We start from the raw sequence: 13,804 nt of genomic DNA on the forward strand, positions 1-13,804 counted from the left end.
ACAGAATTTCAGTAGAATCCACCGCCCAGGGCAACGATCCCTGTCCGAACACTAACGAGGACCCACTTCATGTTTTATCCAGATCCTTTTGACGTCATCGTAATCGGTGGTGGTCATGCGGGCACAGAAGCCGCGATGGCCGCTGCCCGAATGGGTCAGCAAACCCTGTTACTCACCCATAATATTGATACGCTGGGACAAATGTCCTGTAACCCGGCGATCGGTGGCATCGGGAAAGGACACCTGGTTAAGGAAGTGGATGCCTTAGGCGGTTTGATGGCCAGCGCGATCGATCAGGCCGGTATTCAGTTTAGGATACTAAACGCCAGCAAAGGCCCGGCGGTGCGTGCCACGCGTGCACAGGCAGACCGGGTACTGTATCGCCAGGCGGTACGCACTGCGCTGGAAAACCAGCCGAACCTGATGATCTTCCAGCAGGCGGTTGACGATCTGATTGTGGAGAACGATCGCGTTGTCGGCGCCGTGACCCAGATGGGCCTGAAGTTCCGGGCGAAAACCGTCGTTCTGACGGTCGGCACCTTCCTGGACGGCAAAATCCACATCGGCCTCGATAACTACAGCGGTGGCCGTGCAGGCGATCCTCCGTCGATTCCGCTGGCTAAACGTCTGCGTGCCCTGCCGCTGCGCGTAAACCGCCTGAAAACCGGTACGCCACCGCGTATCGATGCCCGCACCATCGACTTTTCGGTGCTCACGCCGCAGCACGGGGATGACCCGATGCCGGTGTTCTCGTTTATGGGCCATGCCGGACAGCATCCGCAGCAGGTGCCATGCTGGATAACCCACACCAATGAGCAGACACATGAAGTGATCCGCAATAACCTCGATCGCAGCCCGATGTATGCCGGGATCATCGAGGGGATCGGGCCACGCTACTGCCCGTCGATCGAAGACAAAGTGATGCGCTTTGCCGATCGTAACGCGCATCAGATTTTCCTTGAGCCGGAAGGGCTCACCAGCAACGAAATCTACCCGAACGGTATCTCCACCAGCCTGCCGTTTGATGTGCAGATGCAGATCGTGCGCTCGATGAAAGGTCTGGAGAACGCGAAGATCGTGCGTCCGGGCTACGCCATCGAGTATGACTTCTTCGATCCGCGCGATCTCAAGCCGACGCTGGAGAGTAAATTTATCCATGGCCTGTTCTTTGCCGGCCAGATCAACGGCACCACCGGTTATGAAGAAGCGGCAGCGCAGGGGCTGCTGGCCGGCCTTAACGCTGCGCGTCAGTCTGCGGACAAAGAGGGCTGGGCGCCGCGTCGCGATCAGGCCTATCTTGGCGTGCTGGTCGACGATCTGTGTACGCTGGGCACCAAAGAGCCGTATCGCATGTTTACCTCGCGCGCCGAGTATCGTCTGATGCTGCGTGAAGACAACGCCGATCTGCGCCTGACCGAAACCGGACGGGAACTCGGCCTGGTCGACGACGCGCGCTGGGCTCGCTATAACCAGAAGCTGGAAGCGATTGAGCAGGAGCGTCAGCGTCTGCGTGACCTGTGGGTGCATCCGAAGTCTGAAAACGTCAGCGAAGTGAACACGGTAATCAGCGCGCCGCTGACCAAAGAGGCCAGCGCGGAAGATCTGCTGCGTCGTCCGGAGATGACCTACGAACTGCTGATGTCGCTGCCGAGCTACGGTCCGGCGCTGGCGGATGAGCAGGCCGCAGAGCAGGTAGAGATTCAGGTGAAGTATGAAGGTTACATCGCGCGTCAGCAGGAGGAGATCGATCGCCAGCAGCGCAATGAAAACACCTTACTTCCGGCTGACCTCGACTATCGCCAGGTAAATGGACTGTCGAATGAAGTGATCGCCAAACTCAACGACCACAAACCGACCTCTATCGGCCAGGCATCGCGTATTTCCGGCATCACGCCGGCGGCGATTTCAATTCTGCTGATTTACCTGAAAAAACAGGGCCTGCTGCGTAAAAGCGCCTGATCGACCCCCGGGGCGGGCACGCTCGCCCCTGTTAATGGAATTCTCGTCGTGATTAATAAACTCTCCCGGCTGCTGCAAGCGGCAAACATTTCCCTCTCCGATCAGCAAAAACAGCAGCTGGTGGGTTATGTCGAGCTGCTGCACAAGTGGAATAAAGCCTACAACCTGACCTCGGTGCGCGATCCGCAGCAGATGCTGGTGCGCCACATTCTCGACAGCATCGTGGTAGAACCCCACCTGCAGGGTGAGCGCTTTATTGATGTCGGTACCGGACCGGGTCTGCCGGGGATCCCGCTGGCGATTGTCCGCCCGCAGGCGCACTTTACGCTGCTGGATAGCCTCGGGAAACGCGTGCGTTTCCTGCGTCAGGTGCAACATGAGTTAGGACTCACTAACGTCACGCCGGTTCAGAGCCGGGTGGAAGAGTTTCCGGCTGAGCCGCCGTTTGACGGAGTAATCAGCCGCGCCTTTGCATCGCTGGAAGACATGCTGAACTGGTGCCACCATCTGCCGGGAGCAACAGGCCACTTCTATGCGCTGAAAGGCGTCAGGCCGGATGACGAAATTGCCGCGCTGCCTGCCGGCTTCGCCATCGAAAAAATTGAGCCACTGCGGGTGCCGGAACTGGAAGGTGAGCGTCATCTGGTGGTGATCAGGCGGCAATAGTCGCGCAAACGGTGTGGATTTATCGTGATTCATGCCGTTTGGCTTAGCGCAGCAGCCGGCTAAAAAAACAGCGGTTGAACGCGTCACGATAAACGCTTTTATTCAACAGGGCAGGGGAAGCGGGTTAACATCCGCCGCGGAAATTATCCGAAAACCTCTGTTACATTTAACGAATAATTCACATTTCATTATCAGTTACATCACTTTAACCGCTGTATTTACTGTGACGAATAGTCACGGCGGAAAATATAACTCTGCAATAAATCGGCGGACGTAATATCAGTTTTACGTTTTTATTGCTGTGGGTGATGTCAATAGAGTGTTTTTATCGAAAATCTGGCGCTAGTCCTGGAGCAATAATTCTATCTTACTGATAGAAAAGTAAATTACGGGTTTCATTAATTGCGCGGCAGGGGTTAAAAAGCAAATTATCGCTGCCGGGGGTGCTTATAATGTGATCTGAAGCACGCTTTAAAAGCAAGTCTGCCGGGCAATTTCAAGCCTGTTTCGTCAGGCAGGCCGAAGCGGATGTTTTGAAAAATAGCCCTCCAGAAAGAAATTTAAATAATTGTTCACCTTTTCGCTACTTACCGATTGAAATCGCAGGTGCGGCCCGTATAATTTGCACGGCTTTTGCTGCTTGACTCAAAAGAGTAAAGGCAGTCTTATACGACACGCGACATACCCCGTTCGGGGCAGGAGAGTTAAGCGTCATGTCAGTGTCTCTTTACAGTGTGAAATTAGCCCGAACCGTGCTGGTGATCCAGCTGGTGACCTTTGTCGTAATCGGTGCGCTGTTTGCCCTGAAAGATGTCACCTGGGGCGCCTCTGCCATCGCGGGTGGTGCGGCAGCCTGGCTGCCAAACGTACTGTTTATGTTTTTAGCCTGGCGCCTGCAGGATCAAACTCCGGCAAAAGGGCGTGTCGCCTGGAGCTTCGCCTTTGGTGAAGTGCTCAAGGTGTTTGCCACCGTTGTTTTTCTCGTTGTGGCGTTAGGTGGATTTGGAGCGGTCTTCTGGCCACTCGCAATCACCTGGTTATCGGTGCTGGTGGTACAAATCGTCGCGCCGGCTGTAATTAACAACAAAGGGTAAGAGGCATCATGGCCGCAGGAGAGATCTCAACGCCGCAGGAATACATAGGTCATCATCTGACACATCTTCAGATGGACCTGCGTACTTTCGAGCTGGTGAATGCACACGACGCGCCAGCAACGTTCTGGACGTTAAACCTGGACTCCATGTTTTTCTCTGTTGTACTGGGACTGGTGTTCCTGGTGCTGTTCCGTAAAGTGGCGAAAAGCGCCACCAGCGGTGTGCCAGGGAAAATGCAGGCGGCTATCGAGCTGGTCGTTGGCTTTGTTGATAGCAACGTCCGCGACATGTACCACGGTAAGAGTAAAGTTATCGCCCCGCTGGCTCTGACGATTTTCGTCTGGGTCTTCCTGATGAACTTCATGGATCTGCTGCCTATCGATTTGCTGCCGTTTATCGGCGAGCACTATCTGGGCCTGCCGGCGCTGCGCGTCGTGCCGTCTGCAGACGTGAACATCACGCTGTCTATGGCGCTGGGCGTATTTATTTTGATTCTGTTCTACAGCATCAAAATGAAAGGTGTAGGTGGCTTCACCAAAGAGCTGACGCTGCAGCCTTTTAATCACCCGATCTTCATCCCCATCAACCTGATTCTTGAAGGTGTTAGCCTGCTGTCTAAACCGGTTTCGCTCGGTCTGCGACTGTTCGGCAACATGTATGCGGGTGAGCTGATCTTTATCCTGATTGCCGGTCTGCTGCCGTGGTGGTCGCAGTGGGTGCTGAATGTGCCATGGGCCATTTTCCACATCCTGATTATTTCGCTGCAGGCTTTCATTTTCATGGTCCTCACGATTGTCTATCTGTCGATGGCATCTGAAGAGCATTGATTTTTATCTCAACAACTTAGCTTTTAACTGAAACAAACTGGAGACTGTCATGGAAAACCTGAATATGGATCTGCTGTACATGGCTGCCGCTGTGATGATGGGTCTGGCGGCAATCGGTGCTGCGATCGGTATCGGCATCCTCGGAGGTAAATTCCTGGAAGGCGCAGCGCGTCAGCCGGATCTGATTCCTCTGCTGCGTACGCAGTTCTTTGTTGTAATGGGTCTGGTGGATGCAATCCCAATGATCGCTGTTGGTCTGGGTCTCTACGTGATGTTTGCTGTCGCCTAAAGCCTGTAGCCGTGGTTCACTCATGGCACGCAGTGTGATGAGGAACGGATTCTGCCGTTTATCGCTGATAGCGGCAGAGCAAGTTAACTTAATAAGAGGCATTGTGCTGTGAACATTAATGCAACAATCCTCGGCCAGGCCATCGCGTTCATCCTGTTTGTCGCGTTCTGCATGAAGTACGTATGGCCGCCGATTATGGCTGCCATCGAAAAGCGCCAGAAAGAAATTGCTGAAGGCCTTGCTTCTGCTGAACGCGCGAAGAAAGATTTGGATCTCGCGCAGGCCAATGCGACCGACCAGCTGAAAAAAGCCAAAGAAGAAGCTCAGGTCATTATCGAGCAGGCGAACAAACGCCGTGCCCAGATTCTGGACGAAGCCAAAACTGAAGCTGAGACTGAACGTAACCGCATCGTGTCTCAGGCGCAGGCAGAAATCGAAGCCGAGCGCTCACGTGCACGTGAAGAGCTGCGTAAGCAAGTCGCGCTGCTGGCCTTAGCTGGCGCCGAGAAGATCATCGAACGTTCCGTGGATGAAGCTGCTAACAGCGACATCGTTGATAAACTGGTCGCTGAACTGTAAGGAGGGAGGGGCTGATGTCTGATCTGATTACTGTAGCTCGCCCCTACGCCAAAGCAGCTTTTGACTTTGCTGTTGAGCATCAAAGTATCGACCGCTGGCAGACCATGCTGGCGTTTGCCGCAGAAGTGGCTCGCAACGAACAGATGGCAGAACTCCTTTCCGGTGCATTGGCACCGGAAGCCTTGTCTGCTTCTTTCAACGCAGTCTGTGGTGATCAACTTGATGAACACGCTCAGAACCTGATTAAGGTTATGGCGGAGAACGGACGTTTGACAGCGCTTCCAGCGGTACTGGAACAGTTCATTCAACTGCGTGACGCTTATGAAGCGACAGCCGAAGTTGATGTGATCTCCGCCAGTGCGCTGAGTGACAGCCAGCTGAGTAAAATCAGCGCCGCGATGGAAAAACGTCTGTCACGCAAAGTTAAGCTGAATTGCAAAATTGATAAGTCTGTAATGGCAGGTGTGGTTATCCGTGCGGGTGACCTGGTGATTGATGGCAGCGTGCGCGGCCGTCTTGACCGTCTGGCAGACGTCTTGCAGTCTTAAGGGGACTGGAGCATATGCAACTGAATTCCACCGAAATCAGCGAACTGATCAAGCAGCGCATTGCTCAGTTCAATGTCGTGAGCGAAGCTCACAACGAAGGTACTATTGTTTCTGTAAGTGACGGTATCATCCGCGTACACGGCCTGGCCGATGTAATGCAGGGTGAGATGATTGCTCTGCCGGGCAACCGTTACGCTATCGCACTGAACCTCGAGCGTGACTCTGTAGGTGCAGTAGTGATGGGTCCGTACGCTGACCTCGCCGAAGGCATGAAGGTGAAGTGTACTGGCCGTATCCTGGAAGTGCCGGTTGGCCGTGGCCTGCTGGGCCGCGTGGTTAACACCCTGGGTGCACCGATCGACGGTAAGGGCGCTATCGACAACGATGGCTTCTCACCAGTTGAAGTGATTGCACCAGGCGTTATCGACCGTCAGTCAGTCGACCAGCCTGTTCAGACCGGTTACAAATCTGTCGATGCGATGATTCCAATCGGCCGTGGCCAGCGTGAGCTGATCATCGGTGACCGTCAGACCGGTAAAACTGCGATGGCCATCGACGCCATCATCAACCAGCGCGATTCTGGCATCAAGTGTGTCTACGTCGCGATCGGTCAGAAAGCCTCTACCATCTCTAACGTGGTACGTAAGCTGGAAGAGCACGGTGCGCTGTCTAACACCATCGTGGTTGTCGCTTCCGCTTCTGAATCCGCTGCGCTGCAGTACCTGGCTCCGTATGCCGGTTGCGCGATGGGTGAATACTTCCGTGACCGCGGTGAAGATGCGCTGATCGTGTATGATGACCTGTCTAAGCAGGCTGTTGCTTACCGTCAGATTTCTCTGCTGCTGCGCCGTCCGCCGGGTCGTGAAGCATTCCCGGGCGACGTGTTCTACCTCCACTCTCGTCTGCTGGAGCGTGCATCACGCGTTAGCGCTGACTACGTTGAGCGTTTCACCAACGGTGAAGTGAAAGGCCAGACCGGTTCTCTGACCGCGCTGCCGATCATCGAAACCCAGGCGGGTGACGTTTCTGCGTTCGTTCCGACCAACGTAATCTCGATTACCGATGGTCAGATCTTCCTGGAATCGAACCTGTTCAACTCCGGTATCCGTCCAGCCGTTAACCCGGGTATTTCGGTATCCCGTGTTGGTGGTGCTGCACAGACCAAGATCATCAAGAAACTGTCCGGTGGTATCCGTACCGCGCTGGCACAGTATCGTGAACTGGCAGCGTTCTCTCAGTTCGCTTCCGATCTGGACGATGCAACGCGCAAACAGCTGAGCCACGGTCAGAAAGTGACCGAGCTGCTGAAGCAGAAACAGTATGCACCGATGTCTGTTGCACAACAGGGTCTGGTACTGTTCGCTGCCGAGCGCGGCTTCCTGAACGACGTTGAACTGGCGAAAATCGGCAGCTTCGAAGCCGCTCTGCTGGCGTTCGCCGATCGCGAACACGCGGAGCTGATGGCTGAAATCAACCAGGCGGGTAACTACAACAACGAAATCGAAGAGAAGCTGAAAGGCCTCCTCGAAACGTTTAAAGCAACCCAGTCCTGGTAATGTCTGGCGGCTTGTCTGAAAAGGCAGGCCGCAAGGCTTTGAGGAGAAGCTAATGGCCGGCGCAAAAGAAATACGTACCAAGATCGGAAGCGTGAAAAACACGCAGAAGATCACCAAAGCGATGGAAATGGTCGCCGCCTCCAAAATGCGTAAAACGCAGGAACGCATGGCGGCCAGCCGTCCGTATGCAGATACCATGCGCAAAGTGATTGGTCACCTTGCTCTGGGTAATCTGGAATACAAGCACCCTTACCTGGATGAGCGCGACGTTAAGCGCGTCGGCTACCTGGTCGTTTCGACTGACCGCGGGCTTTGTGGTGGTTTGAACGTTAACCTGTTCAAAAAATTGCTGGCAGAAATGAAAGGCTGGTCTGATAAAGGCGTGCAGAGCGATCTGGCGATTATCGGTTCCAAAGGCGTTTCTTTCTTCGGCTCTGTAGGTGGCAACGTCGTGGCTCAGGTTACCGGCATGGGCGATAAGCCTGCGCTGTCCGACCTGATCGGCCCGGTAAAAGTGATGTTGCAGGCTTATGATGAAGGCCGCATCGACAAGCTGTATATCGTCAGCAATAAGTTTAATAACACCATGTCTCAGACTCCGACCATTACCCAACTGCTGCCGTTACCGCCAGCGGAAGGTGAAGAAGAGATGAAGGCGAAGACCTGGGATTACCTGTACGAACCCGATCCGAAAGCGCTGCTGGATACCCTGCTGCGTCGTTATGTCGAATCGCAGGTTTATCAGGGTGTGGTGGAAAACCTGGCCAGTGAGCAGGCTGCACGTATGGTGGCCATGAAAGCGGCAACCGATAACGGCGGAAACCTGATCAAAGAGCTGCAGTTGGTGTACAACAAAGCTCGTCAGGCCAGCATCACTCAGGAACTTACCGAGATCGTCTCGGGAGCCTCCGCGGTTTAACCAGGCATATATCCCGTCGCGCGAGCGCGGCCGGATATTCTCGTATTAGGTAGAGGATTCAAGATGGCAGCTGGAAAGATTGTCCAGATTATCGGCGCCGTAGTTGACGTCGAATTCCCTCAGGACGCGGTACCGCAGGTATACAGCGCTCTCGAGGTAAAAAATGGTGATGCTCGTCTGGTGCTGGAAGTTCAGCAGCAGCTGGGCGGTGGCGTGGTGCGTACCATCGCCATGGGTTCTTCTGACGGCCTGAAGCGCGGTCTGGAAGTCACCGACCTGAAAAAACCTATCCAGGTTCCGGTTGGTAAAGCAACACTCGGCCGTATCATGAACGTGCTGGGTGAGCCAATCGACATGAAAGGCGACCTGAAAGAAGAAGACGGCAGCGCTGTAGAGGTTTCCTCTATTCACCGCGCAGCGCCTTCTTATGAAGAGCAGTCAAACTCGCAGGAACTGCTGGAAACCGGCATCAAGGTTATCGACCTGATGTGTCCGTTCGCGAAGGGCGGTAAAGTCGGTCTGTTCGGTGGTGCGGGTGTGGGTAAAACCGTAAACATGATGGAGCTGATCCGTAACATCGCGGCTGAGCACTCAGGTTATTCGGTCTTTGCCGGCGTGGGTGAGCGTACTCGTGAGGGTAACGACTTCTACCACGAAATGACGGACTCCAACGTTATCGATAAAGTAGCGCTGGTGTATGGCCAGATGAACGAGCCGCCGGGTAACCGTCTGCGCGTGGCACTGACCGGTCTGACCATGGCGGAAAAATTCCGTGATGAAGGCCGTGACGTTCTGCTGTTCATCGACAACATCTACCGTTACACCCTGGCCGGTACAGAGGTTTCTGCACTGCTGGGTCGTATGCCATCGGCGGTAGGTTATCAGCCAACGCTGGCTGAAGAGATGGGTGTGCTGCAGGAGCGTATTACCTCCACCAAGACCGGTTCAATCACCTCCGTACAGGCCGTTTACGTTCCTGCGGATGACCTGACTGACCCGTCACCAGCAACCACCTTTGCTCACTTAGACTCAACCGTTACGCTGAGCCGTCAGATCGCGTCACTGGGTATCTACCCGGCCGTTGACCCGCTGGACTCTACCAGCCGTCAGCTGGATCCGCTGATCGTCGGTCAGGAGCACTACGACGTCGCGCGTGGCGTTCAGTCGCTGCTGCAGCGTTACCAGGAGCTGAAAGACATCATCGCCATCCTTGGTATGGACGAGCTGTCTGAAGAAGACAAACTGCTGGTGGCACGTGCGCGTAAGATTCAGCGCTTCCTGTCTCAGCCGTTCTTCGTAGCAGAAGTCTTCACCGGTTCTCCGGGTAAATACGTGACGCTGAAAGACACCATCCGTGGCTTCAAAGGCATCATGGAAGGCGAATTCGACCACCTGCCAGAGCAGGCGTTCTACATGGTCGGCGCGATCGAAGAAGCTGTCGAAAAAGCGAAGAAACTGTAATAACGGTTTCCCAGGAGGAGTGGTATGGCTATGACTTATCATCTGGACGTGGTCAGCGCGGAGCAGCAAATGTTCTCCGGTCTGGTGCAGCGTATCCAGGTGTCAGGTAGCGAAGGTGAGCTGGGTATTTACCCGGGTCACGCCCCGCTGCTGACTGCCATCAAGCCTGGTATGATTCGCATCGTTAAACAGCACGGCGAAGAGGAGTATATCTACCTCTCTGGCGGCGTGCTGGAAGTACAGCCGGGCAGCACGACCGTTCTGGCCGACACTGCAATTCGCGGTGAAGACCTCGACGAAGCGCGCGCGCTGGAAGCGAAACGTAAAGCAGAAGAGCACATGAACAGCAGCCACGGCGACGTGGACTATGCTCAGGCCTCTGCGGAGCTGGCGAAAGCTATCGCGAAACTGCGCGTCATCGAGCTGACCAAAAAAGCGATGTAATCAGGCTTTATGCGTCACGAAATGCCAGCCCCCGGGCTGGCATTTTTTTTTGCCTGCTGCCGGTGCGCATAAATGCGCACCCTACGAATAGCTATGCTGGTGCCCTGTATGAACGTCATTCATGGCGACCAAATGTCGGTGCGCATAAATACGCACGCTGTCCAAAACCGCACAATTACCCGTAGGGGCGCCATTCATGGCGACCAAATGTCGGTACGCATAAATACGCACGCTGTCCAAAACCGCACAATCACCCCGTAGGGGCGCCATTTATGGCGACCGAAAATGGCACAACGCCCTTACCTTATGCCCTCCCCGGCGACCCGTGCTGACCACTCGCCGCCGCTCATCCTCTTCCGCTAATTTCGCACGGAGAAAAATGTAGTAATCTCAGGGGTAAACCTTACACTTTCGAAAGCTAAATTGAGTCAGGATAGTTATGTCGACAAGCGCAATGAGCGTGGTGATCCTCGCCGCTGGCAAAGGCACCCGCATGTATTCCGATCTGCCTAAGGTGCTGCACAGCCTGGCAGGTAAACCGATGGTGCAACACGTTATTGATGCCGCTACCGGCCTCGGCGCACAGCAGGTGCATCTGGTCTACGGTCACGGCGGTGAATTGCTGCAGGAGAAACTGGCGCATAACCCGCTGAACTGGGTGTTGCAGGCGGAACAGCTCGGCACCGGCCATGCCATGCAGCAGGCGGCACCGTTCTTCGCCGATGACGAAGATATCCTGATGCTGTACGGCGATGTCCCGCTGATCGCCCAGGAAACCCTGCAGCGTCTGCGCGACGCCAAACCTGCAGGCGGCATCGGGCTGCTCACCGTGGTGCTGGATAACCCCACCGGCTACGGACGCATCGTGCGTGAAAACGGCACCATCACCGGCATCGTGGAGCAAAAAGATGCGTCAGCCGAACAGCTGAAGATTCAGGAGATCAACACCGGCATCCTGATAGCCAACGGTGCCGACCTGAAGCGCTGGCTGGCGCAGCTCAACAACCACAATGCGCAGGGCGAATTCTACATCACCGATATCATCGCCATGGCGCATCAGGAAGGTCGCGTGATCAACGCAGTGCACCCGGCGCGCATCAGCGAAACCGACGGCGTGAACAATCGTCTGCAGCTTTCCACTCTGGAGCGCACTTATCAACGCGAGCAGGCAGAAAAGCTGCTGCTGGCTGGCGTCATGCTGCGCGATCCGGCGCGCTTCGATCTGCGCGGTACGCTGCAGCACGGTCGTGATGTCGATATTGATACTAACGTGATCATTGAAGGCAACGTCACGCTGGGCCATCGGGTAAAAATTGGCGCTGGCTGCATCATCAAAAACAGCGTGATTGCCGATGACTGCGAAATCAGCCCTTATTCGGTGATTGAAGATGCCACGCTGGCCGCCGCCTGCACCGTCGGGCCGTTTGCGCGCCTGCGTCCGGGCAGCGAACTGGCCGAACAGGCGCACGTCGGCAACTTCGTCGAGATGAAGAAAGCGACGCTGGGCAAAGGCTCAAAGGCCGGCCATCTGTCCTATCTCGGTGATGCGGAGATTGGCGCGGGCGTGAATATCGGTGCCGGCACCATCACCTGCAACTACGACGGTGCCAATAAGTTTAAAACCATTATCGGCGACAACGTGTTTGTCGGCTCGGACACCCAGCTGGTGGCTCCGGTCAGCGTGGCGGCGGGTGCCACCATCGCCGCCGGCACGACGGTGATGAAAGACGTTACCGCTGCCGATCTGATCTATAACCGCAAAGAGCAAAATCAGAAGTCTGGCTGGCAGCGTCCGGTTAAGAAAAAATAAATGTAAGGGCCGGCAAAGATCGGCCCGGTATTAAAAACCCGAAATATACCGGCTTTCAGGCAGCTAACGCACCTGCAACCTGGAATAGGAAGGGATATCCCCCACTCTCTACAAGGCTCGGGGAACAATCAGGTCAGATGACAACGCAATGGCCGAAAGCCATGACGTCAGGAAATTACTATGTGTGGAATTGTTGGTGCAGTAGCGCAGCGTGATATCGCAGAAATTCTGCTGGAAGGGCTGCGTCGTCTTGAGTATCGCGGTTATGACTCTGCCGGTCTGGCGGTTGTCGATCGCCAGGGCCACATGACGCGGTTGCGTCGTCTGGGTAAAGTGGCCAATCTGGCAGAAGCGGCGGAGCAGCAGCCGCTGATTGGCGGAACCGGCATCGCGCACACCCGCTGGGCGACGCACGGTGAGCCGTCGGAAGCCAATGCGCACCCGCACGTCTCAGAGCACATTATTATTGTGCACAACGGCATCATTGAGAACCACGAACCGCTGCGTGAGCAGATGATCGCACGCGGTTACCGCTTTGCCTCCGAAACCGATACGGAAGTGGTGGCGCACCTGGTGCACTGGGAGCAGAAACAGGGCGGTACGCTGCGCGAAGTGGTACTGCGGGTGATCCCGCAACTGCGCGGGGCGTATGGCATGGTGATCATGGACAGCCGCGATCCGTCGGTGCTGGTGGCTGCCCGTTCCGGCAGCCCGCTGGTGATTGGCCGCGGCGTGGGCGAAAACTTTATCGCTTCCGATCAGCTGGCGCTGCTGCCGGTGACCCGCCGCTTTATCTACCTCGAAGAGGGGGATATTGCCGAAATTACCCGCCGTGAAGTGACGATTATCGATCGCCACGGTAACCAGGCGCAGCGCGCGGAGATCGAATCCAATGCGCAGTACGATGCCGGCGATAAAGGCGTCTACCGCCATTACATGCAGAAAGAGATCTACGAACAGCCGAACGCCATCAAAAACACGCTGGCCGGCCGCTTCCATGACGGCATTGTTGATCTCAGCGAACTGGGCGCTAACGCGGAAACGCTGCTGAGCCAGGTGGAACACATTCAGATCATCGCCTGCGGCACCTCCTACAACTCCGGCATGGTGTCGCGTTACTGGTTTGAGTCGCTGGCCAACATCCCGTGTGACGTGGAAATCGCCTCCGAATTCCGCTATCGCAAATCGGCGGTGCGTAAAAACAGCCTGCTGATCACCCTGTCGCAATCCGGTGAAACCGCCGATACGCTGGCAGCGCTGCGCCTGTCCAAAGAGCTGGGCTATCTCGGTTCGCTGGCCATCTGCAACGTGGCGGGTTCGTCACTGGTGCGTGAGTCAGATCTGGCGCTGATGACCAAAGCCGGCACCGAAATCGGCGTGGCCTCGACCAAAGCGTTCACCACCCAGCTGACGGTACTGCTGATGCTGGTGGCGAAGCTGGGCCGTTTGCACGGCATGCGCGCTGAAACCGAGCATGAGATTGTTCATGCACTGCAGGCGTTGCCGAGCCGCATTGAACAGATGCTGGCGCAGGATAAAGTGATCGAGAATCTCGCCGAAGGCTTCTCTGACAAGCATCACGCGCTGTTCCTTGGCCGTGGCGATCAGTATCCGATTGCCATGGAAGGGGCGCTGAAGCTGAAAGAGATCTC

13 protein-coding genes are annotated in these 13,804 nt (G+C 55.6%); all 13 read left to right on the forward strand.

Features of this window, described 5'->3' with window-relative positions:
- The first annotated feature begins 69 nt into the window (after nucleotides 1–69).
- Complete coding sequence (mnmG, locus tag FT726_RS23255) at nucleotides 70–1,959, forward strand: tRNA uridine-5-carboxymethylaminomethyl(34) synthesis enzyme MnmG (protein ID WP_021508183.1); 1,890 nt, start codon at nucleotides 70–72, stop codon at nucleotides 1,957–1,959.
- A 48-nt stretch (nucleotides 1,960–2,007) separates the two neighbouring features.
- Nucleotides 2,008–2,625: a 16S rRNA (guanine(527)-N(7))-methyltransferase RsmG gene (gene rsmG, locus FT726_RS23260; RefSeq protein WP_058758219.1), complete on the forward strand. Its 618-nt coding sequence runs from the start codon at nucleotides 2,008–2,010 to the stop codon at nucleotides 2,623–2,625.
- A gap of 713 nt (nucleotides 2,626–3,338) precedes the next feature.
- On the forward strand, nucleotides 3,339–3,719 hold the full coding sequence (gene atpI / locus FT726_RS23265) for a F0F1 ATP synthase subunit I (RefSeq protein ID WP_021508185.1): 381 nt from the start codon (nucleotides 3,339–3,341) through the stop codon (nucleotides 3,717–3,719).
- 8 nt (nucleotides 3,720–3,727) lie between these two features.
- Entirely contained in the window at nucleotides 3,728–4,546 is an 819-nt protein-coding gene (gene atpB, locus FT726_RS23270) for a F0F1 ATP synthase subunit A (RefSeq protein WP_346303525.1), read from the forward strand.
- 49 nt (nucleotides 4,547–4,595) lie between these two features.
- Complete coding sequence (gene atpE / locus FT726_RS23275; RefSeq protein ID WP_003849523.1) at nucleotides 4,596–4,835, forward strand: F0F1 ATP synthase subunit C; 240 nt, start codon at nucleotides 4,596–4,598, stop codon at nucleotides 4,833–4,835.
- 108 nt (nucleotides 4,836–4,943) lie between these two features.
- Nucleotides 4,944–5,414, forward strand: a complete 471-nt coding sequence (gene atpF / locus FT726_RS23280) for a F0F1 ATP synthase subunit B (protein ID WP_021313757.1) — start codon at nucleotides 4,944–4,946, stop codon at nucleotides 5,412–5,414.
- A 14-nt stretch (nucleotides 5,415–5,428) separates the two neighbouring features.
- Nucleotides 5,429–5,962, forward strand: a complete 534-nt coding sequence (gene atpH, locus FT726_RS23285) for a F0F1 ATP synthase subunit delta (RefSeq protein WP_021508187.1) — start codon at nucleotides 5,429–5,431, stop codon at nucleotides 5,960–5,962.
- A gap of 14 nt (nucleotides 5,963–5,976) precedes the next feature.
- Complete coding sequence (gene atpA, locus FT726_RS23290; protein WP_021508188.1) at nucleotides 5,977–7,518, forward strand: F0F1 ATP synthase subunit alpha; 1,542 nt, start codon at nucleotides 5,977–5,979, stop codon at nucleotides 7,516–7,518.
- A gap of 52 nt (nucleotides 7,519–7,570) precedes the next feature.
- On the forward strand, nucleotides 7,571–8,437 hold the full coding sequence (gene atpG, locus FT726_RS23295) for a F0F1 ATP synthase subunit gamma (RefSeq protein ID WP_021508189.1): 867 nt from the start codon (nucleotides 7,571–7,573) through the stop codon (nucleotides 8,435–8,437).
- 63 nt (nucleotides 8,438–8,500) lie between these two features.
- Nucleotides 8,501–9,898 (forward strand): F0F1 ATP synthase subunit beta, encoded by a 1,398-nt coding sequence (gene atpD / locus FT726_RS23300; RefSeq protein WP_288423962.1) that lies wholly within the window; start codon nucleotides 8,501–8,503, stop codon nucleotides 9,896–9,898.
- A gap of 24 nt (nucleotides 9,899–9,922) precedes the next feature.
- Nucleotides 9,923–10,342, forward strand: coding sequence for a F0F1 ATP synthase subunit epsilon (locus FT726_RS23305; protein ID WP_021508191.1), 420 nt, complete (start codon nucleotides 9,923–9,925; stop codon nucleotides 10,340–10,342).
- 439 nt (nucleotides 10,343–10,781) lie between these two features.
- Nucleotides 10,782–12,152 (forward strand): bifunctional UDP-N-acetylglucosamine diphosphorylase/glucosamine-1-phosphate N-acetyltransferase GlmU, encoded by a 1,371-nt coding sequence (glmU, locus tag FT726_RS23310; protein WP_288423957.1) that lies wholly within the window; start codon nucleotides 10,782–10,784, stop codon nucleotides 12,150–12,152.
- Between the two features lie 180 nt (nucleotides 12,153–12,332).
- Nucleotides 12,333–13,804: glutamine--fructose-6-phosphate transaminase (isomerizing) (gene glmS / locus FT726_RS23315; protein ID WP_346303526.1), on the forward strand; the 1,472-nt coding region annotated here is incomplete at its 3' end.

Origin of the sequence: Pantoea sp. Morm, from assembly GCF_016643525.1 — a bacterium.
Taxonomy (GTDB): Bacteria; Pseudomonadota; Gammaproteobacteria; order Enterobacterales; family Enterobacteriaceae; genus Pantoea; species Pantoea dispersa.